At 44.7% G+C, this 20,980-nt stretch carries 20 protein-coding genes; 12 read left to right on the top strand and 8 right to left on the bottom strand.

Annotated elements, in window-relative coordinates:
• The first annotated feature begins 212 nt into the window (after positions 1 to 212).
• Entirely contained in the window at positions 213 to 1,838 is a 1,626-nt protein-coding gene (locus ITG09_22850; protein UPR54216.1) for a malate synthase A, read from the top strand.
• A 103-nt stretch (positions 1,839 to 1,941) separates the two neighbouring features.
• On the top strand, positions 1,942 to 2,382 hold the full coding sequence (locus ITG09_22845; protein ID UPR54215.1) for a heme-binding protein: 441 nt from the start codon (positions 1,942 to 1,944) through the stop codon (positions 2,380 to 2,382).
• A gap of 123 nt (positions 2,383 to 2,505) precedes the next feature.
• On the opposite strand, the gene ITG09_22840 is transcribed toward ITG09_22845, so the two are convergent.
• Positions 2,506 to 2,943 carry a DoxX family protein gene (locus ITG09_22840; GenBank protein ID UPR54214.1) on the bottom strand — a complete coding sequence of 146 codons (438 nt, stop codon included), beginning with the start codon at positions 2,941 to 2,943 and terminating at the stop codon, positions 2,506 to 2,508.
• A gap of 206 nt (positions 2,944 to 3,149) precedes the next feature.
• On the opposite strand from ITG09_22840, the gene ITG09_22835 reads away from it, so the two are divergent.
• Positions 3,150 to 3,914, top strand: coding sequence for a LysR family transcriptional regulator (locus tag ITG09_22835; GenBank protein UPR54213.1), 765 nt, complete (start codon positions 3,150 to 3,152; stop codon positions 3,912 to 3,914).
• Between the two features lie 157 nt (positions 3,915 to 4,071).
• On the opposite strand, the gene ITG09_22830 is transcribed toward ITG09_22835, so the two are convergent.
• Positions 4,072 to 4,374, bottom strand: a complete 303-nt coding sequence (locus ITG09_22830; GenBank protein UPR54212.1) for a hypothetical protein — start codon at positions 4,372 to 4,374, stop codon at positions 4,072 to 4,074.
• 284 nt (positions 4,375 to 4,658) lie between these two features.
• Positions 4,659 to 5,141, bottom strand: coding sequence for a MarR family transcriptional regulator (locus tag ITG09_22825; GenBank protein ID UPR54211.1), 483 nt, complete (start codon positions 5,139 to 5,141; stop codon positions 4,659 to 4,661).
• Between the two features lie 124 nt (positions 5,142 to 5,265).
• On the opposite strand from ITG09_22825, the gene ITG09_22820 reads away from it, so the two are divergent.
• From ITG09_22820 to ITG09_22805, 4 genes are all read left to right on the top strand, one after another.
• On the top strand, positions 5,266 to 6,159 hold the full coding sequence (locus ITG09_22820; protein UPR54210.1) for an EamA family transporter: 894 nt from the start codon (positions 5,266 to 5,268) through the stop codon (positions 6,157 to 6,159).
• 331 nt (positions 6,160 to 6,490) lie between these two features.
• A complete protein-coding gene (locus ITG09_22815) occupies positions 6,491 to 7,408 on the top strand; it encodes a DMT family transporter (GenBank protein ID UPR54209.1) in 918 nt (305 codons plus the stop codon).
• Between the two features lie 199 nt (positions 7,409 to 7,607).
• Complete coding sequence (locus ITG09_22810) at positions 7,608 to 8,450, top strand: helix-turn-helix domain-containing protein (GenBank protein ID UPR54208.1); 843 nt, start codon at positions 7,608 to 7,610, stop codon at positions 8,448 to 8,450.
• A 101-nt stretch (positions 8,451 to 8,551) separates the two neighbouring features.
• On the top strand, positions 8,552 to 9,898 hold the full coding sequence (locus tag ITG09_22805; GenBank protein ID UPR54207.1) for an MATE family efflux transporter: 1,347 nt from the start codon (positions 8,552 to 8,554) through the stop codon (positions 9,896 to 9,898).
• A gap of 102 nt (positions 9,899 to 10,000) precedes the next feature.
• Here ITG09_22805 and ITG09_22800 read toward each other — a convergent pair whose 3' ends face one another.
• The 3 genes from ITG09_22800 to ITG09_22790 are packed head-to-tail and all read right to left on the bottom strand — an operon-like array spanning position 10,001 to position 12,601.
• A complete protein-coding gene (locus ITG09_22800; protein ID UPR54206.1) occupies positions 10,001 to 11,182 on the bottom strand; it encodes an MFS transporter in 1,182 nt (393 codons plus the stop codon).
• Complete coding sequence (locus ITG09_22795; protein UPR54205.1) at positions 11,172 to 12,305, bottom strand: phosphotransferase; 1,134 nt, start codon at positions 12,303 to 12,305, stop codon at positions 11,172 to 11,174. Before ITG09_22795 ends, ITG09_22800 begins: the two co-directional genes overlap by 11 nt.
• Positions 12,306 to 12,316: 11 nt before the next feature.
• Positions 12,317 to 12,601 carry an N-acetyltransferase gene (locus ITG09_22790; GenBank protein UPR54204.1) on the bottom strand — a complete coding sequence of 95 codons (285 nt, stop codon included), beginning with the start codon at positions 12,599 to 12,601 and terminating at the stop codon, positions 12,317 to 12,319.
• A gap of 259 nt (positions 12,602 to 12,860) precedes the next feature.
• On the opposite strand from ITG09_22790, the gene ITG09_22785 reads away from it, so the two are divergent.
• The gene (locus ITG09_22785) at positions 12,861 to 13,607 is read left to right on the top strand and encodes a flagellar brake protein (protein UPR54203.1); all 747 of its coding nucleotides are present in this window, start codon (positions 12,861 to 12,863) and stop codon (positions 13,605 to 13,607) included.
• A gap of 136 nt (positions 13,608 to 13,743) precedes the next feature.
• On the opposite strand, the gene ITG09_22780 is transcribed toward ITG09_22785, so the two are convergent.
• The gene (locus tag ITG09_22780; GenBank protein ID UPR54202.1) at positions 13,744 to 16,104 is read right to left on the bottom strand and encodes an AAA family ATPase; all 2,361 of its coding nucleotides are present in this window, start codon (positions 16,102 to 16,104) and stop codon (positions 13,744 to 13,746) included.
• Between the two features lie 240 nt (positions 16,105 to 16,344).
• On the opposite strand from ITG09_22780, the gene ITG09_22775 reads away from it, so the two are divergent.
• The 4 genes from ITG09_22775 (at position 16,345) to ITG09_22760 (ending at position 19,646) form a co-directional block, all read left to right on the top strand.
• Positions 16,345 to 16,839, top strand: a complete 495-nt coding sequence (locus tag ITG09_22775) for a hypothetical protein (protein UPR54201.1) — start codon at positions 16,345 to 16,347, stop codon at positions 16,837 to 16,839.
• Positions 16,840 to 16,851: 12 nt separating this feature from the next.
• Complete coding sequence (locus ITG09_22770) at positions 16,852 to 18,480, top strand: ABC transporter ATP-binding protein (protein UPR54200.1); 1,629 nt, start codon at positions 16,852 to 16,854, stop codon at positions 18,478 to 18,480.
• A gap of 655 nt (positions 18,481 to 19,135) precedes the next feature.
• Positions 19,136 to 19,372, top strand: a complete 237-nt coding sequence (locus ITG09_22765; GenBank protein ID UPR54199.1) for a hypothetical protein — start codon at positions 19,136 to 19,138, stop codon at positions 19,370 to 19,372.
• A complete protein-coding gene (locus tag ITG09_22760) occupies positions 19,344 to 19,646 on the top strand; it encodes a type II toxin-antitoxin system RelE/ParE family toxin (GenBank protein UPR54198.1) in 303 nt (100 codons plus the stop codon). Before ITG09_22765 ends, ITG09_22760 begins: the two co-directional genes overlap by 29 nt.
• A 303-nt stretch (positions 19,647 to 19,949) precedes the next feature.
• Here the strand turns inward: ITG09_22760 and ITG09_22755 are convergent, their stop codons facing one another.
• Positions 19,950 to 20,963, bottom strand: coding sequence for a substrate-binding domain-containing protein (locus ITG09_22755; protein UPR54197.1), 1,014 nt, complete (start codon positions 20,961 to 20,963; stop codon positions 19,950 to 19,952).
• Positions 20,964 to 20,980: the final 17 nt, after the last annotated feature.

Below are 20,980 nucleotides of genomic sequence, written 5' to 3'. Positions count from 1 at the left end.
CACACGGCCACTTTGAGTAAGCACCGACCTTGAAAAGCTTACAATTCATTGCTTTACATGAAATATCTTTACGTAAAAATAAATTACAAAAAGACCAAATGATAAATAAATGTTAAATACCCTTTGCTTGTTTACAATTTATGCAATATAAATACTCTTAAAAAGAGCATTTTGTATACAAAGTAGCATCGTATTGTTCAAAGGAGACAACAATGATGAATGACGTAAAAGAGAGAGAAGAAGTACAGTGTATGCAGGTACTCGGGAATATGGACAACTCCGAGTACAAAGAGATCTTGTCTAAAGATGCATTAAAATTCTTAGAAGCTCTCGTCAATAAGTTTGGAGATCGCCGTCATGCCCTGCTAAGTGACCGCGACATAAAACAAGCTCAATATGACGAGGGTGAGTTACCCAACTTCAGAAAAGACACCGTTTCCATTCGTCAGAATAAAGAGTGGAAGGTAGCAACACCACCACCAGAGTTACTGGATCGACGCGTAGAGATCACCGGACCTATCGAAAGAAAGATGGTGATCAACGCGCTAAACTCAGGCGCGAAGGTCTTCATGTGTTGCTTTGAAGATGCCTCTTCCCCAACTTGGGCCAATATGGTCGAAGGGCAAATCAACCTAAGAGACGCCAACCTTGGCACCATTAGTTATTTCGATGAGAAGAAGCAGAAGCGTTACCAATTAAACGACGATCCTGCACTGCTGATCGCACGCCCACGAGGGATCCACCTTCCTGAGCAATCCATCCAATTCAACAATCAGCCTATCGGCGGTTGCTTGATGGACTTCGCCTTGTACTTTTTCCATAACTATCAGTCACGTGCACAACAAGGCTTAGGCGTTTACTACTACATTCCCAAGCTTGAGAGCATGGAAGAAGCACAGTGGTGGGACGATATTTTCAGCTTCACCGAAAACTATTTCCACGTACCCAAAGGCACAATCCGCGCGACGGTTTTGATTGAGACACTTCCAGCCGTATTCCAAATGGAAGAGATCTTATACGCAATGCGTGATCATATCGTGGCAATGAACTGTGGCCGTTGGGATTACATCTTCAGCTACATCAAAACGCTGAAAAACCATAAAGATCGTATCCTGCCTGATCGCCACGGGATCGGCATGGATCAAGAATTCCTAAATGCCTACAGCCAGCTGTTGGTGCGTACTTGTCATGCTCGCGGTGCATTGGCGATGGGTGGTATGTCAGCCTTTATTCCAGCAAAAGATCCGCAAGAAATGGCGCGTGTGACTGCCAAGGTAATCGAAGATAAACAAAGAGAGTCTCAAAACGGCCACGATGGCACATGGGTCGCGCACCCTGCACTGGTTGATTTAGCGATGTCGATATTCGATAAACACCTCGATGGCAAAGTAAACCAAATGGATTTCCAAAGCCCAGAGCATGTGATCAACGCCGATACGCTACTCAAGCCTTGTGAAGGTAGCCGCGACGAAGCAGGAGTACGTAAAAATATACGCATTGCGCTTTATTACATTGAGGCTTGGATCCAAGGCTACGGCTGTGTACCTATCTACGGCCTTATGGAAGATGCCGCCACCGCAGAGATCTCAAGAGCCAATATTTGGCAGTGGATCCACCACGGTGTCACGCTTGATGACGGCCAAACCTTTGCCAAATCACTATTCCACTCTTGGCTTTACCAAGAGCTAGACACCATAAAACATGAAGTCGGAGACTCGCGCTATGCAGCAGGTCGATTTGAAGAGACAGCTGATCTTTTCTATCAACTTTCTACAGCCGATGAGTTCGCTGCCTTCCTAACTTTACCCAGCTATGGGCTGTTACAAGAGTCCAGTTAGGACTCTTGTACCGAGCTGAATCAGTCAATGATATTCACAAACAAGAGTAATGATTGGCTGGCTGAGCTTGGTACGTATGCCCCTTGAAAAACTAGGAGATAACATGGGAAGTTTGACTCTACAACAAGCGTTAACCATCATCGATGGAACCTTAAAAGCAGGAAACAAGATCCACACAGAACCTTTGACGGTCGCCGTCTTAGACAGCGGTGGCAAGCTGATTTCTCTGCAACGTCAAGACGGCTCTAGCATGATGCGACCAGACATCGCGATTGCTAAAGCGTGGGGGGCACTCGCACTGGGTTGTTCCTCTAGAAAACTCGCCCAAGATGCTGACAACCGACCAGCATTCATCTCCGCCGTAAACGTGCTCGCACACGGAAACATGGTACCAGTTCCAGGGGGGCTACTGATTCGAGACAAAGATAAAACGGTATTGGGTGCTATCGGGGTTAGCGGCGATATATCAGATATCGACGAAAGCTGCGCCATTAATGGCATTGGCTGTGCTGAACTGTTTAGCGATGAGATGCTACAAGCTTAACTAGCCAATTCACTGTACTTGAAATTCTTAGACAGAAACAAAAAACCGAAGCCTGAGCTTCGGTTTTTATTCATAAGTTGCACCAACAACACTAACGAATAAACTGCGATTAGACAAAAACCACTAACGAACAAGAACCATTAAACGCGTCCATTTGGCGTCTTGCTTAAACTTATTAGACAACCAGTAATCAACACTAAACGATCCCGCGCCAAGTACCGCTAACGCCAAATACCCACCAGCAACAGAGACGTTTTTGTAGAAGTGAATCATTTGACCCGACGAACTTGGGTCGAAGTGAAACATAACACCAGAAACCAAAGAGAAAAACGCAATCGAGAACGCTGTAAAGCGAGTCATAAAACCAGCTAAAATTGCAAGCCCGCCACCGAGTTCAAGTAAAATAACCAAAGGCAACAAGTGAGCGCTGACGCCTTGAGAAGCCATGTATCCCACCGTTCCTTCATAGCTAAATAGCTTTCCCCAGCCCGCTTGAATAAACAAGTAAGCCAATAAAATACGAGCGAAAAAAGTCAGTGTGTCGTTCAATCTAGTGTTCATAGTTCTAAGCCTTGATAAGTTTCATTGCCGATAGGTTATTCGACTTAGCATTAAGATGATAACGAGAAAAATAGAACAACTTGTTTGAAATTTTAGTAGACATACTCACATACAAATTACTGACTAAATCCGAAGATTCAACAACCTCAATACTGTTACCATTGCCTTAAACTCATTGAAACACTTGCCCCATTTTTATTGATTTTATGAAGACTCTGAAGAAAACACTGCCGCTCGACACCTTACAAATATTGGATGTTCTACAACGTGAAGGGACTTACTCGTCAGCCTCTGCGCATCTCAATCGATCCGTTTCTGCATTGAGTTATCAGATTCAAAAATTGGAAGATGAACTCGGCATCTTGATCTTAGATCGTTCAGGACACAGAGCCGTGTTTACTCAGGTAGGACAAATGTTAGTGGAAAATGGCCGACAGTTACTAACTGGGTCAGATGAACTCATAAACCAAATACAACGTTTCTCAAGTGGTTGGGAAAGCGAACTGTTTGTTTCCTATGACGGCATTATCGGACAAGACATTGCGTTGTCGTTAATCGCCGACATGGCAACAGAATGCAGCACGCAACTGTATGTCCAAGAGGATATTTTGTCGGGGGGCTGGGAAGCATTAATCTCAGGAAAAGCAGATATTCTTATCTCATCGATGCCCAATATCGAGCTACCGAATACTGTGAACAGTAAAACCATCGGCCGTATAGAAATGATCTGGGTGGCCGCGAAAAGTGCCTCCATTTTAAACGAACCCAATCCGCTCAGTGAATCCACACGACGTGAACACACGATCATCGCAGTGGCCGATACCGCGAAGTCAGCGCCTAAAGTCACCAAAAACATCTTACTGAATCAAAAAACCAGTACGGTCAGTTCAATGAGCAGTAAGTTAACGGCAATTCAACGGAACTTGGGTATAGGCACTCTGCCTAAACAGCTTATAACCGCCGGAGTTTAGTGGAAATTGGCCACGCAAGAACCGTTGATATCGTGCTCGCGTGGCAAATAGGTAACATGGGGAAAGCGAAAACACTCGCTTTGAAAAAGTTAGAAAAATGCTGGAGAGCGTCGGCTCAAACTCACTAGCTCGATCCTATTCAGATAAGCCGACAAGCTTATTTATCTCGTCCAATGAATCGACTTTGTTGGACACTCTCTCCTTGAGGTGTGGTTGCTTTAAATCGGTACACCCTCGGGATATTTCCCTTGTAGAAAAAGGCTTGCCCTCTACCTGATGTTTCTGTCACTTGTTGCCCGCGAATATTAGTGGTGACCTGAGCGTTAGGCACGCGTTCTCCATCTTTATAAACCGTGACGACGACCCCGTTAGTTTGTTCATTGATCGCCATTTTCAATTCTGCATGAGATGCAAATGAAGTCACAAGTAGTACTGCGCTAAGGGCTATTTTAAGTTTCATTTTAGTATTCTCTGTCTTGTGGGAATACGAGAAATATACGGATGGGGACTCTCTATTGATAACGGGAAGTCTTAAATAGGATGTCCTAAAATATTGAATTACATCGATGGAACTTGTTCGGTTTTCTGGCTCAGTGCCGTTCCCAAATTAACTGATACTAAATAGCGCAACACCAAATTGCAGACACAAAAAAACCGAAGCTCATCACTTCGGTTTTCAAATCAGATTAAGCTAGCTCAGTTCAAGAAATTCAATAAGTTCAGCAAGCCGATCCAGCCAGTCAATTACTCGTAAGCACTCAACCATGCTTTCAGTAACTGGTTAGTATTTTTCTTCTGGCTCACAGACAGAGATTTCACCAGCTTCTTCTGCGTTTCAACATGCTCAGTCATCATTTGGTCAATCAGAATCAGACCATCTTTGGTTAGCTGAACGCTCACACTGCGTCTGTCTTCTTTACTGTGCTCACGGCTGATCAGTCCTTTCGCTTCCAGTTTATCAAGGCGATTGGTCATCGCGCCTGAAGTCAGCATCATCGAACCAATCAGCTCTGAAGGAGTGAGTCGGTAAGGCTTTCCAGAACGTCGCAAGGTGGCTAGCACATCAAACTCACCGAGTTTCATGTCGTATTTTTTATGAAGCTCGGCAACTTGAGTCTCCATATACTTGGCAATACGCATAATCCGGCCCATCATTGCCATAGGCTCAGTTTCTAGCTCAGGCTTTTCCTTTGCCCATTGCTCTACTACGCGGTCGATAGCATCCATTTGCAATCTCGCTCCGTTATTAGTCTTGATTACTTCAAACTAGTTTAACATAAAGATACTTTACAACCACTAGTTCTCAGTATACAGTTCACACAATAGTTATCTTAACGTAAAGATATTTTGAATGAACATATTATTAGCAATGATCCCCGCGTTCTTTTGGGGAACAACCTATGCAGTGACGCAATTTACGCTACAGGAGTGGCCACCATTATTACTCGGTGCTTTGCGTGCGTTACCTGCTGGTTTGTTATTGCTAGCAGTAAAGCCGACACTGCCTAAAAAAGGTGAGTGGCAGATCATTTTCACATTGGGCCTTATCAATATTGCGACCTTCTTTGGCCTGATCTTCGTGATGGCACTAACGCTGCCTTCAGCGATTTCTGGCGTGGGTATGATCTCTGTGCCTGTGTTCGCGATGATCTTCCATTGGGTAGTGAAAAAGCAGCGCCCGCATCTAATTCAAGCCCTGTCAGGTATTGGTTTGATCACCTTAGCGTGGATACTGTTTAACCCAAGCCAAATCGCTTTGAATCCAATTGGTTTAGGAGCCATGTTCGCCGCAATCATGTGTATTGTAATAGGCAGCAGCATTACCAAATCACTGGGTAATCGCATGCACTGGTGGAAGGTATTAACTTGGCAGCTGATTCTAGGCGGTACGATTTTGTCTGTCGCGTCTGGCGTTCATGCGTTCATCGACCCGCAACCTTATGTTAATGCTGTCGCTCATTTCGATTCTCGTAATGCAATGGGTCTATTGTGGGTGATTGGGCTAAATACAGCACTAGGTTACGGCATGTATGTATGGTTACTACAACGCATGTCAGTGGTCGATTTCACCTTCGGTGGCATCGCTAACCCAGTGGCTGGCATAGTTACGGGGATGGTGTTGATGGGTGAATCCTTCACTCCAGTACAGTATTCACTGATGACAGGCATGATCGTAATGTCACTACTACCACAGCTTATTCTGGCAGTAAGGCAGTCCAAGCAAGTTAAGCCTGTTACGCAGTAGACGCTGTTCTTAAACGTATTGATCAAGAACGCGCCTCATTGTGGGCGCATTTTTTGTTGCTACGCTAAAAACAATAGCCCAACAGCCATACTCGCCGAGTTGATCATTTCTTAAACCAAATTAAACCTCACAAAGAATAATGACTTTACTTTAACTATCTAAAGTGAATTTATTTTCTATAAAATAATTATATTAGAGATTTAATTTCCACAGAAAACTTTAATTAGAGATAAAAAGACAAAACTTTTCTCCGACTACCTCCTTATACTGTGCCACGTCATTAAGGCGCTACAAGCCTATGATTTAAAATAATTATTAATGAGTAGTCACCATGAATTCGAAGTCGCTAACTATCTTGCTTTTTGTCTCTGTTTGCTTAATTTGGGGAACCACTTGGTTCGCTATGGAAGTAGCATTGCATTCTATCCCACCTATTTTTGCTACTGCGTTGCGCTTTTTACTTGCAGCACCTCTGCTTGCGGTATTGGCGAAAGTCTTCAACCAACCTCTGCTGTTCCCTAAAGGTAAGCGCCAATGGCTGCTTATTGTTGCGCTGATGTATTTCGCGATTCCGTTTACGTTGATGATCTATGGTGAGCAATACATCTCTTCTGGTTTAGCGTCGATCATCTTTGCCAACATGCCGGTCGCTGTGATGCTGATGTCTGGCTTATTCTTAGGTCTACGACTGGCGAAGCACCAGATATTCGGTTTGATTACTGCTGTTGTGAGCCTATGTTTAATCCTTGGCAACGAAATGCAAATGGGTGGCGATGACTACCTCATCGGCACGGTTTGCTTAGGCCTTGCTGTTGCGATTCACGCAGTGATGTATGTATTAGTTCAAAAGCACTGCAAAGGCATTGAAGTACTGACCTACAACGCCGTACCGAGCCTAATTGCAGCTCTATTCTTATTTGCCGTATCAGCTATGGGCGAGAACGTAAATGTTGAATCTTTCACTTGGGATTCAATCTCAGCTGTGGTGTACCTAGGCTTTGTAGCGAGTGTGGGCGGCATTGTTGCTTACTTTAAATTAGGTCAGGTTTCGACACCTTTCCAAGCTTCTATCTGCTTCCTCATTTTCCCTGTAGTTGCGTTGCTAATATCTTGCTACGTCAATGGTGAGGTTCTATCTGAACAATCTCTACTAATGATGATCCCTCTACTTTGTGGCATCTTGCTCACCAAGGCACCGAAGAGCATCTTCAAGCTGCGCTCGACGCTAAAGACTGCAAGCAGCAACTAAGCAACATCTAAACTTACCCTAGAAGCTGACCATGGTTTCTAGGGTTTTGTTTAGCCCTAATGCTCTTCCACAAACTCCCCCTCGTAGCGAATAACGCTCCAAGCGAATGACTTAAAAGTCACAATCAACTACATTAGAGCCACTATAATTGTCGGTTTTCAGCATCTCTTTCAACCTCCCTATCCAACAAAGGAATGACATGAGTACTCCCATCAAACACATGCGCCTTGTCAAAGGTCAGCCTTGTCGTGTGACTGAGTTGTCTAACAGCGACGACGCATTTTTGGAGCCGCACAGGCATGAATATTGGGAGTTGGTGTGGTGCGTAGATAACCAAGGAAGTCAGAGCATCGATTTCATTGACTACGACAATAAGGTCGGCCGTGTTTTTACCGTTGCGCCAGGTCAGGTTCACCGCTCTGAGTTGGTGGGAGAAAATGCTCGTTTACTGGTCTTTACCCCAGGCTTTGTCAAAACCAATCATCGCAATACACAACTGGTCGATACTGTTTTTGCCATGCATCAAAGTCGCCCTCCCTACTTAGATTGCAGCGAGGAAGGCAACCGCTACCTACTGCCTATTTTCACAATGCTGAAAGAAGAGTGCGCGCGAGAAGAGAGCGACTGGGATTTGGTAGAATCACTCATGAATAGCTTTTTGCGCTACATATTACGTTTCGCAACCCAATCATCATTGAAAGGCGAAGTGCGTGACAGCCGAGTAAACCAAGTGGTCGATTTGATTGAGCAACACTACACCACCCACAAGAGTTGTGAGTTTTATGCTCAAGCACTGTCGATAACCAACAAGCGCATCAACGAAATCGTCAAGGCTGAGAAAGGCAAAACCGTGACTCAGTTAATACACGATCGAATCATCTTGGAAGCTAACCGTGAATTGATCTTTTCTACCAAGACAATTAAAACCATCGCTTTTGAACTCGGCTTCGAAGATCCTGCCTATTTCAGCCGTTTTTATCGCGGGCAGATGAACGAATCCCCCGCAGAGTTTCGAACTCGATGTGCAGATAGTGCAACATAACACGCAGATAATCCCTTTTTAGAATCCAGTTAAGTTCGGATAATGCTCCCTCTTTATTGTATCCACTTTGGTTACATCCAATTTGTTGGGAGCTTGCTCAAATGGCCATCAACCTAAAAACCGATCCAATATCTAAATCCTTTTATCAATACCTTTGGCCTGCACTAACGGGCATGGTGATCAAATCTCTTTTTATCATGGGAGACGCTTGGTTCGTCGGACGCGGTGTTGGCCCTGATGGGCTTGGTGCTATCGCTCTAACCATCCCTGCTTTTTCAATATTTACTGCTATCGCTATGATGGTGGGTATTGGCGGTGCGGCTCTTATGTCTATTGAAGTCGGCAAAGGAAATTCGGCGTCGGGTCAAACTCTCTTTAGCCAATCGATGCTGAGTACCGCCGTGCTTAGCACCATTTCAGTCAGCATCGCTCTGTATTTTCTAGACGACATTATTGCGTTAATGGGCGCTTCTGGATACATGGCTGAACTGACTCACGATTACCTGTCTGTGATGTTGCCATTCTTTGTGTTGTACTCGTTAGCTTGGGTCATGTCGTGCTTTGTTCGGAACGATACCAACCCAAAACTGGCGACTTACGCGATGTCGATAGGTGCTGTCGTTAACCTAGTTTTGGACTACTTCTTCGTCTTGAAATGGGGCTGGGGAATGAAAGGAGCAGCCTACGGTACAGCCATTGCACAAGGTGTCATCGCTTGTATTTTATTAAGCCACTTTGTACGTAAACAGGGCACCTTGGAACTGAGCTTAAAAGGGATAGGCTTGGGCAAACTGCCAAGCATCCTAAAAATAGGTACGCCGACATTCTTTATTGAAGTAACCGCAGCGATGACAATCTTATTGTTCAACTACGTGTTACTGCATCAGTTTGGTGAGAATCACATTATCGCCTATGGCTTAACCGCAAACATCGGGGTATTCGCCCTGTTTGTGATGGTCGGAATCGCTCAAGCCTGCCAGCCAATTATCAGCTTTAATCATGGTGCTAATCAGCCAAACCGCATCGAAGCAATTTTTCGCTTAGGTTTAAAAAGTGCAATGGGTAGCGGCTTGGTGTTTATGATTATTGTGTACCTGTGTGCGCCTCAAATCGCAGCCCTTTATTTAGGTGATTCTAGTGATTTGATTGGGCTATCTGCAACCGCCTTAACGTTCTTTTTCTTCGGTGTGCCGTTAATGGGAGTCAACTTGGTGATCGCCAACTTGTTTCAGGCAACGGCGAAGCCTAAGCAAGCGACACTAATCTCTCTTGGTCGTGGTTTTGTCTTCGTCGCATTAGGCATAGTCATCTTACCTAAGCTATTCCCAGAACAAGGGATTTGGGCAAGTATTCTGTTCGCCGAGACCCTAACCGCGATAGTCAGTCTCAGCATGTTACGCAGCTACAGGAAACGCTTTACAGGCTCTTTAGAAAAACAGGTGGCATAGGAAGTCATCCGCTTAGAGCGTAACACTCCTTGATCATCAAACAGCACATACAAAAAAGCTCCAATAGCGCTATTGGAGCTTTTTTGTTGTCTCTACCCAGCGTTAACGCCAGCTAAACATTCGCACTTCATTACCTTCTTCAGGTGTCTTAGGAATGTTTAAAGACAACACCAAAGAAACCGCCGCCATCGCAGCACCGATGTAGAAAACCGTTGCAGGGGACGATAACCAAATCACACCAAACACGACCGGAATAACGACTGCGGCGATATGGTTGATGGTGAAAGAGACACCAGCAGTTGATGCCATGTCTGCAGGGTCTGCGATTTTCTGGAAGTAAGTTTTGATCGCCAACGCCAATGCAAAAAACAGGTGGTCGACCACATAAAGTGCCGCCGCCCATTCCGCGCTTTGCACCAAGCCATAACCGACAAACACACCAATCAAACCGACATACTCGAAGATCAACGCTTTGCGCTCACCAACCACACCGATGAATCGTCCAATGCGTTTCGCAAACAAGAAGTTAAATAGGTAGTTAACCAAGAACAACAATGTAACGTCGGCAGCCGAGTAGCCAAACTTCTCTACCATCAAGAAGCCAGCAAACACGGTGAAGATCTGTCTTCTCGCGCCGCTCATAAACGTTAGTGCGTAGTAGAGCCAGTAACGCTTTCGCAGTACCAACTTTTTATTCTGTGGCGTCTTGGTCTGAAACTCAGGGAAGCCAAAGGTCATCACTAAAACCAGAATAAAACCAATACCGCCAGTGATGCCGTACACCCAAGCAAAATCGAGCTTGAGCTGTTCTAACATCACCCAGATAGACCCGTAAGTGATTAAGGATGCCAGTGCGCCAACTGAGATCATCTTACCTAGCATCTCAGGTGCTTCATCTTTACTCAGCCATTGCAGTGACAAAGACTGCTTCAGCGTTTCAAAATAGTGAAAGCCCGTCGACATTAAAATGGTGGTCAACAGCAAACCAGTCAGTGAGGGGAACAGACCGGTAATCGCTGTGCCCACGGTTAACATCGCCAGCGATATCAACATGAATCGTTGCTCACGGATGAAAGCCAGCACAAACACCACGGTAAACGCTAAAAAGCCCGGAATCTCACGCACACTTTGCAGTAAGCCGATATCCGCACCATCAAAGTTCGCTTTCTCAATCACGAAGTTATTAAGCAAAGCCATCCAGCTCGAAAACGCGATCGGCACAACAATCGAAATCAGTAATAAAAAGTTTTGCGGCGTTTTCCAGCTCGCGGTTCTATCGAACATTGACGGACTCCTGTTCGTCTAATTGAGTGAGCACTCGTAAGGTCAACTGCTCAGTATAAGGGTTAATCTTCCAATGCTCCGGGCTCCAGCCTTTTACGAAACGTTGGAAATCGGCCCACGCCAAGTAAAACATAGGTCGCCATGCGGCTTCGACTTCATCGAACGAAAGCTGTGGTTGATAATATGCCAATGCTTCTTTCAAGTGCTGGAAGTAAGTATCTAATACCTGTGGTTCAAGCTGTGCGCAATCTTGTGGCCTCACAGCGCTGCTCATAAATAGAGCCACGTCTTTCATCGCACAGCCGTGACCGACGTATTGGAAATCTACCGCAGCCGCACGCTCGCTTTCAGAATCAAAACAAAAATTAGCGAGCTTAGCATCACCATGTACCAAGGTCTGATATGGGCATTCTTTTAATAGACGGTTGATGTGCTTAGCTTGGTTCTTCAAGGGTAAACCTGCCAAGGCATTTAACTCGTCAGGACGTGTGTCCAAATGCCAATATGTGCCAACTTGCCACAGTGATGACGACTGATCTTTATCGATATGGATGTGCTTTGCGTGAAAGTTAGCCAGCCATTTAAGGCAAGCATCGCGTTGTTTTTGCTCTTCTCGAGTGTAACTAGATGCCTGATAATCAGAAGCAGCAAGCACATCAAACTGAGAGGTTAGCGGAAAACCGATATCCGCTAAGTCTTGCATCACTATCAACCACTCATTATCTCCTAGTTCACATTGCAGCCCAACAGGTACAGGGCAGCGCTCGTCCCATTGTTGGGTAAACGACTGATACCATGCGGTCTCAACTTGGTAAGAGTGCACCTTTCGTTGGTGAGATAATTTGGTGTTCCATCCCCTGGGGTGTTCGGCTTTATCTGGCAGCGCGACATGTTTAACAATCACACTATTGAGTTCAGCACGGCTTGCTTGGGAAAATACTAAGCGAACTAACTCGCCGTAGCCGCCCCATAGGCGTTGAATCACTTGGACATCAAATCCTTCATGACAACCCAACGAGGTCGCTATTTTTTGATAAAGCTTATTTTGATAAAGCTCAGGCTGATTTTCACTTGAGGTAGCTCTAGCTTGAACTCGATTATTCGACGATATTGATTGAGACATATTACTCGTTGTTATGCTTTATCGGATAGAAGATGTGACCACTGTGGCTGCCTATTCATGTAGTGAACCACATAGCTACAAACCGGCACAATTTTGAAGCCTGCTTGCTCAATTTCAGGCAATACCGACTCCATCATCACCTTACCAAAGCCCTTGCCTTGCAGTTCATCAGGAATGCGTGTCGACGTGATATGTAGTACATCTCCGTCCTTTTGATACTTAACGACCGCGAACTGGTTGGGCTCTAGCTCAACTGTGATCTGATTCACTTCTTGTTCCCATTTTACTGCCTGCATTCTCAACTCCTGCAAATAAGTGATACAACAAATAATAAAAGTTTGAAGTACGAGTTCCTTGTAATAGACTAACGCAAGTGCATATAAATAAAACTAAGTACTTACAAACACAGCAAATAATTCAGTGCAATCGGCTTGATATAAAAGGCACTCTATAAATTTATGTGAGTACGTCCACTAAATCTAGCACGTAATAACCCCTTGTTAGCAAGTTACCAATATAACTAACAGACGCATGTTGGCGCATGGAGAACATATAATGAACGCACCTCTGAAGAAGCCTTTGGAGCATAATCAGGCACTTCAAGACCCTCGTAACCGCACCGTTTCCACCATCAATAGTACTGATGCACTGGCCATGATTGAACACGGCAGTGAGCTGACATTAAATGTCTCGACTCCCGTTGGCACTAAGTTTCTTGCCACCACCAAGTTTATCGGCACGCACAGTGATAACTGTATTGTGGTTGAGGTTCCCGAGGTATCCAATGAAGATCTGAACTTTTTCTTTCAAGAAGGTTTTTGGATGACTGCTCGCGCGTATTCTCTAAGAGGTGAAGGCGCGCTTATCCACTTTAGAAGCCAAATTCACCATAAGATTGGTGAACCCTTCCCTATTCTTGTACTGTCTACACCAAGCACGATGCAAGTTACTCAGTTGCGTAAAGAGACACGCTATGAAGTGAACCTGGCTTCAAGAATCATCTTCAACGACCAACGAGCAAATTGCGAGATACGAGATTTATCGAAAAGTGGTTGTCGATTCGTGACCTCGCCGACTTCTCGTGCGATTCAGATTGCCGATCGAGTGTCTATTGAGATAACCCCTGAGAACTACAATGGACCGCTGATTCCGCCATTGCGAGGCATCGTCTGTAACCTGCAGAAATCGACGCACTACGCTCGATACGGTGTCGAATTTGATGATATTGGCCGAGCTAACGCCAAACACTTGTTGGCCAAACTGAAGTTCGATGGAACGAAGCTCTGCTTACGAAACGGATAACGTCATTTAACACGCGACTCCCACCAATACAGCAAGCTGACCAAATACAAATAGCTCACTAGCGAACTAGATAGTAACCAATAAAAAGCCATCGACCCTAAAATCGATGGCTTTTGTGCTCTAGCTAGTTGTTTAGTTATTTACGCAGCGCGTTCAGTTTTGCTTGAGCGATACCAAAGATAGTATCAATTGGATAGCTACCCTCATCACTGGCCTCACCTGCGGCTTTGCCTGTGAACAGTTCAATCGCTTCTGTTACATGGTCAATAGCCCAGATATTAAACTCGCCCTTTTCAACCGCTTTTACGATGTCGCTACGCAGCATCAGGTTGTGAACATTTGAACGCGGGATGATCACCCCTTGTTCGTTTGAACGCCCTTTGATTTCACACACATCAAAGAAACCTTCAATTTTCTCGTTCACACCACCAATTGGCTGAGACTCACCAAACTGGTTCATAGACCCAGTAATTGCAATATCTTGACGGTTCGGCTGCTTAGAAAAAGCAGACACTACCGCACAGAACTCGGCCATACTCGCACTATCCCCATCGACACCACCATACGATTGCTCGAAGGTGATGTTAGTGGTGAGTGGTACTTTCGCTGTTTTACCAAACACAGAAGAAAGGTAAGCCGACAAGATCATTACCCCTTTCGAGTGAATACTGCCACCTAGGTCTACGTTTCTTTCAATATCAATCACTTCACCATCACCGTAAGCGGTGGTTGCTGTGATTCGGTTCGGCGCACCAAACATATGATCCGTCGTACTAAGTACAGACAACGCATTCACTTGTCCAACCGCCTGACCATCGACATGGATTAGCGTTGTGCCGTTAGTGAAGGTTTCCATCACACTGTCTTGCAGTCGTCCGACACGCATCTGTTGGTTAGATAACGCTTGGTCGACGTGCGTTGCGCGAATCAGATTCGATTTCGAGCTTCTCGCCACGTAGTTTGACTCACGAAGAAGATTAGCAATGTGCGCTGAGTGCAGAGACAATTTACCTTGGTCACCCGCCTGACGAGAGCTGTGCTCAATAATGCGAGCAATCGCTTTTCGGTCACAATGCAACATGTTGTTGTCGTGCACGATACTCGAAATAAAGCGCGCGTAATGCATTTCAGAATCGGGAGTACGCTTCATCTCATCTTCGAAATCGGCTGTCACACGGAACAATTCACCAAACTCTGCATCGTAATGCTGCAGCAATTGGTAAGTTCGGTAATCGCCAAACAGAATGATCTTAACGTCCAATGGAATCGGTTCTGGATCAAGCGATACCGCGCCCGTTAAGGTCACCTCTTTTTCTAATGAAGTGAAACTCAATTGACGTGAACGCAGCGCTCGTTTCAAGCCTTCCCAAACGTACGGCTGCTCAAGTACCTTCACCGCGTCCATCAGTAATACGCCGCCATTGGCTCTGTGTAAGCTACCTGCGCGAATCAATGAGAAGTCAGTAAATACGGTACCCTTAAACGTTGCCGTTTCTACATAGCCAAACAGAGAGTGATAATTTGGATTCTCTTCAACCACGATTGGTAGAGTCTCCTCCTTCTGGCTCACAATCACATTAACCTTGTAGCGACGCGGCATTTTCTTATCCAGAGAGGCCGTTGCAACTTCTGCTTGTTCCGTGCTCTCTTCTAGGAAGATGTCAGCGTTGTCGACAATGTCTTTCCGCAGTGCCGTTAGGTACTTTTTGATGTCTGGGTATTGGCTGTAATCCTTCTTCAATTGCTTGATGAAGTGAGTGATCACATCTCGCGCCGTATCATCATTCAGCTTTTGAATTTTCTCAGTGTACGTTTCTTCAAGCTCCGTCAATTCACGAGAAATGGTTCGCAGCCCGACTTCCAACCCATCAATGGTTTTATCGAATTGATCTTGTTCTTCCGGTGAAAGCAGCTCAAAGCTCTCTTCGGTATGAAGATCATCGCCATTCATTGCCACAAACTGGTAATCACCCTGAGTGGTGATCGTCAGGTTAATGCCCTTGTCTTTCGCTTCTTGGCTAATGCTTTCTAATGCGGCTTGTTGCTTAGCTGCTAATTGGTTTTTAAGCCTGTCAGCACGGCTAAAGTACATCTCGTTGTCAAACGCTAGAGGCATACCTTTCAAAAGTTTACGCATCAATTTTTCAATATCTTGCTTTAAACTGCTGCCAACGCCACGCGGCAATTTCAGTACCTTAGGTGTACGAATATCTTCAAAGTTCGCGATATAACACCAATCAAAAAGCTCCTGCACTTCTTGAGGATGACGGTTCAGATAGCGCAAGATCATGGTGCGTTTACCCAGACCATTTCGCCCTATCGCATAAATGTTGTAACCCTTTTCCTTGATTGACATCGCGAACTCAACAGCTTTTTGTGCCCGTTCCTGCCCGACGATTTCGTCAATTGGAGCCAGTTCTTTGGTCGACTTACATGGTAGCTTGTCTAAATCCGCTACCTGATACAGCTGTTCTGTATTGAGTCTTTGCATCGCCATCGCCGCCTCCTTAGTCCTTCATTACTTGGGTGTAGATAAAATCAGTGTAGATGTAATTTCCTACAAATTTAGTGACTTACGCTACACAGCTGTTCAACCGAACAAATAACACACGATTTAAGCCATATTTAGGAATAACCCGTCATTTAATTCACCAACTTAACACGTGAATGATTTTAATTTGCAATTGATAATAAATATCATTAACATTTCAAGATATTATAAATTGAGGATGTGGATATGGAAATTGAACGATGCTGGATGCACTACCTAAAAGCTGAACAATTAATGGAACAAGGCCACTGGCCTGAAGCGCAGCGTCTATATAATGATGTTCTCATTTCTCTTCCTCATCATATCCAAGACGCGGCGTATCAAAGCGACATTAAGCCTTGCCAGTTTGCTTGCTTACTTGCAGGGCTTAGAGACGCAAGCGTTGCTCAATCAGAGATTCTCAATCGTCTAGGTCAACAGCAGAAAGCATTCGATACCTTGAATCAGTCGTACGCACTGATGCAATTTATCTCACTTGAAAGCACTGAGCTGATTCAACGTACCTTTGGATTATTAGAAAAGCAGAGTGAAGATTTACTCAATCACCTGATCGCTTTTTGCAGTGCTCAGCGCAGTTCGCATTGGATGCTGGAACTAGAACAAATTCAACGTGCTCATCATCATTTTGGGCAACTTAAAACAACGTCAGAAGTTCAATCTTCACCAAATGTCTTAAATTGATAAGGATATATCATGTCGGACCGGGCCATTCTCAAAGTCAATAACCTCTTCGTTAGCTTCACAACCAATGATGGAATCATTGATGCGGTCAAAAAGGTTAACTTTACCCTTAACTCCAGCGAAACCTTGGCCATTGTTGGTGAGTCGGGTTCAGGTAAATCAGTCTCTTCCAACGCATTGATGCGTTTACTTCCTGATAACGCCATTATTGACCCTCAATCTCAAATAGAGTTCGAAGGACAATCGATACTAGAAAAAACAGAACGCCAAATGCAGTCAATTCGGGGTGACAGAATCGGCATGATCTTTCAAGAGCCTATGACCTCTTTGAACCCATATCTGCGTGTAGGCATTCAAGTAGCTGAAGCCATCATGTGTCACCGTAAGGTATCGAAGTCAAAGGCCAAACAGCGCGTACTTGAGTTGTTTGAGCTTGTTCATCTACCAATGCCAGAGCAAGCCTATACTAAGTACCCTCACGAGTTTTCTGGTGGTCAGCTGCAACGCATCATGATCGCAATGGCCTTGATCAATGAGCCCGATATTTTGATTGCCGATGAACCCACCACGGCATTGGATGTGACCGTTCAAGCGGAAGTACTCTCTCTTATCAAAGAAATACAAGGCAAAATGGGCATGGCGATTCTGTTCATCACCCACGATTTAGGTGTGGTGAAACATTTTGCTGACCGTGTGGTGGTGATGTGTAAGGGTGAATTGGTTGAAGAGGGGCAGACGCAAGAGCTGTTCGATAACCCTAAGCACGACTACACGCGCATGCTGATTAACTCGATTCCGAAAGGCGCTAAGGTTCCTGTTGAGGCATCAGCCCCAGAGCTGTTGTGTGCTGACGACATCCGAGTTCAATTCTTGGTTAAATCACATTTTATCAAGAGTAAAAATCAGTACTTCGAAGCCGTCAAAGGCATTTCATTGAACCTTAAACAAGGCGAAACCTTGGGTATTGTTGGTGAATCCGGATCAGGCAAATCGACCCTTGGACGTGCGCTGATCGGCTTACTACCAAGTAGCGGACGCATTGTTTACAAAGGCCAAGATGTCAGTTTATTAACCGACAAAGAACGCCATAAACTCAAGAAAGATGTACAAATGGTATTCCAAGACCCTTATGGTTCTTTGTCACCACGTATGACAGTTGGGGAAATCATCACCGAAGGCTTAACGGTGCATCAACCTCAACTCTCTAAGAAAGAACGATTGGAACGGGCACGCAAAGCGCTGATTGAAGTACGTCTAGAACCAAATTCAATTAACCGTTATCCGCATGAGTTCTCTGGTGGACAAAGACAACGTATCGCGATTGCTCGTGCGCTGATTCTTGAGCCATCTTTCATTCTGTTGGATGAACCGACGTCAGCACTCGACCGCTCAGTACAACTGACCGTGATTGACCTGCTGAAAGACATTCAAACCAAGCACAACATCGGTTTCCTTTTCATCAGCCATGACCTCTCGGTAGTGAAAGCACTTTCGGATCGTGTTTTGGTGATGCAGAAGGGCGAAGTGATGGAAGAAGGCTCTGCCGAAGAGATTTTCAATGCGCCGAAAAATGACTACACCAAGAAATTAATTGAGGCGTCATTCGACTTAGAAAATAAATCCGAAAAAAATGCCGCTTAGAGGGAACTAATCAAGATTAACAGCGTCTTATAAGCACATTCTGAATAATCTCCTAATGGATTGAAATCTAGAATGGATATAGCAAAACTGGTTTGGCCGCCAAAAGAAAAATGTCGCATGGATGCGACATTTTTCGTTTCTGGGGTATATGAAAAATCAACTCAGTGATTACGGAGGTTTGCTAAAGCTGACGGACTTTAAACAGGGTTAGCTGGTAGTCGGGTCATAGTCGCAGAGCGGCTTCGTTCAACTCTTTATTGGACAAAAATTTATTAGTGTATCTGCGAAATTAGCAATTAATGAATAACTCCAGGTATGGAAAATCGCTTAACTTAACGTTTAGTATTGATGGTGCGGGTTACACAACGACACCACGCTCACTCTGAATCTCTTCGGTTTCACAATAACTGAGTTTATAGGCAACATAATAACGTACGATTTCAAGAATAACTTCAGAAGGAAAGTGGCAGCCTGTAAACATTAAGAGTCAGTAACATGAATGGAAATTAAGCAAATCTTAACTTAAAGACTCAAAGTTTGCGACAGCACCCCAAAGCCTCACACCAGCAAGTCTTTTGCTGCAATTTGCCACATATGATGCAATGCGCTACAATTGACATCAACAAACAAATGACCATCGACCAAGGTAAGACATATGGCTACTACAAGCGTTAGACTTGATGAGAGCCTAGTAGATAGAGCTGCAACCATTGGAACAGCTTTAAATCGAACGACCCCCAAGCAAATTGAGCATTGGGCGAAAATAGGCAAGATCATGGAGGATAACCCTGACTTAACCTACGAGTTCGTACTGCAGGCAATCATCGCTAAAGCCGAATTAGAGCACGGGAATACGACCTCTTATGAATTTAGCGAAAGTAACAAAGATTGAGCAAACTACGACATTTGCCAAGACCGTAAAAAAGCTACACAAAAACCAGAAACAAGATCTAGATAAAGCAGTAAAAGAGGTTATAGAAAACCCTTTTATTGGCGTGATGAAGAAAGGCGATTTGTCTTTTCTTAGGGTGCACAAGTTTAAGATGAACAAGCAGCTCACCTTGCTTGGGTACAACTACGATGAAGACGGGACGTTAGTCCTGACCTTAATGGCGTTGGGTAGTCATGAAAACTTTTATCGAGATGCATCCAGAACATTTAGATAACCAAAGCCTCGCCAAGCGCGAGGCTTTTTTGTGCCCCTCAAACACCTACAAACTGATCGAAAAAGAACTTAAGGTTATAACGCTGAAGGAAAGGTGGAATCTACCCCCGTGAAACATCACGGGGATTAACAACATGAGAAGAGTGGATAAGTTTTAGTATGGTAAAAACCCATGAACAGGGTGTGAACGAGTAAAAGGTCTAGCCAATAATGGGGCAGAAGTATTTTAGCTTACCTGCCCCATGCCCTGCATTTACGTCAATCCGAATCATCACGGGCACACACCTTGATGCTTGTCTTGAAATTAACGATACAAAGACTTGGTCGACTCTCTCACAATCAAATCAATGGGTGGCAGTCGAGCCTCATGCCTCTCGCCAGATAACAGGTTCAAAATCGATTGAGCACATACCTCTCCAATTTCTTCAATAGGCTGTCTTAATGTCGTTAATGCAGGCGTAAAATACTTAGACGTTGGCAAGTCATCAAAGCCTATCACCGACACATCTTCTGGTACTTTGTAGCCGTGATCATGCAACGCCTTAATCGCGCCGTAAGCCGTCTGATCATTGGCCGCGAACAGAGCTGAAAAATGAATCTTAGACTCGATCAGTTCGACGGTTTTCTCGTAGCCAGACTCACTACTAAAATCACCCTGCTTAACCAGTTTTGGCATCACTTTTATGCCCGCTTCTTGAAGTGCTTTTTTATAGCCCTCGAAGCGGCTCCCAGAATCTGGCTGACTAGAAAGCCCTTTGATATGTGCAATATTTACATGTCCTTGCTGGAGGAGATGCAAAGTGGCCATATAGCCTCCAAGCACATTATCAATGTTGATCGTGCGGATGTTGTCATCAACAATGTCGTATCCTACCGCCACGACAGGAATGTCTTGAGCATACTTGGTTATGTCTTCTTTAGTCACACTGCCAGTCACGATGATCATGCCATCAACATTACTTTTCGCCAGATACTCCAGCGCATGTAATTCCAGCTTTTTCTGCCAATGCCCTGTTGCGATCACTAATGAATAGCCTTGAGCGATCAGAGTTTTTTCCATGTCGTTGAGGATACGACTGGTGTAAGGACTGTCAGGGTGTTGCACCAACACACCAATAGTTAGCGAACGTCGGTTGGTATTTTCTTGCATTTGGAAGTTAGGTTTGTAGCCTGTGTCTTTAATGGCTTGCTCAATATTTTGGCTTTTATCATCCGACACATAAGTGGTTCGATTAAGGAAGCGAGACACGGTACTGGGAGAAACACCAGCCAATCTTGCTACATCGTATACTGTTGTTTTTTTTGTTTTAGTGCGCATCTCGATACCCTAATCAA

It is taken from the genome of Vibrio cyclitrophicus (assembly GCA_023206055.1).
GTDB lineage: Bacteria > Pseudomonadota > Gammaproteobacteria > Enterobacterales > Vibrionaceae > Vibrio > Vibrio cyclitrophicus_A.
The sequence above is the reverse complement of the archived record's forward strand: the minus strand, read 5'-3'. Positions and strand labels throughout refer to the sequence as shown.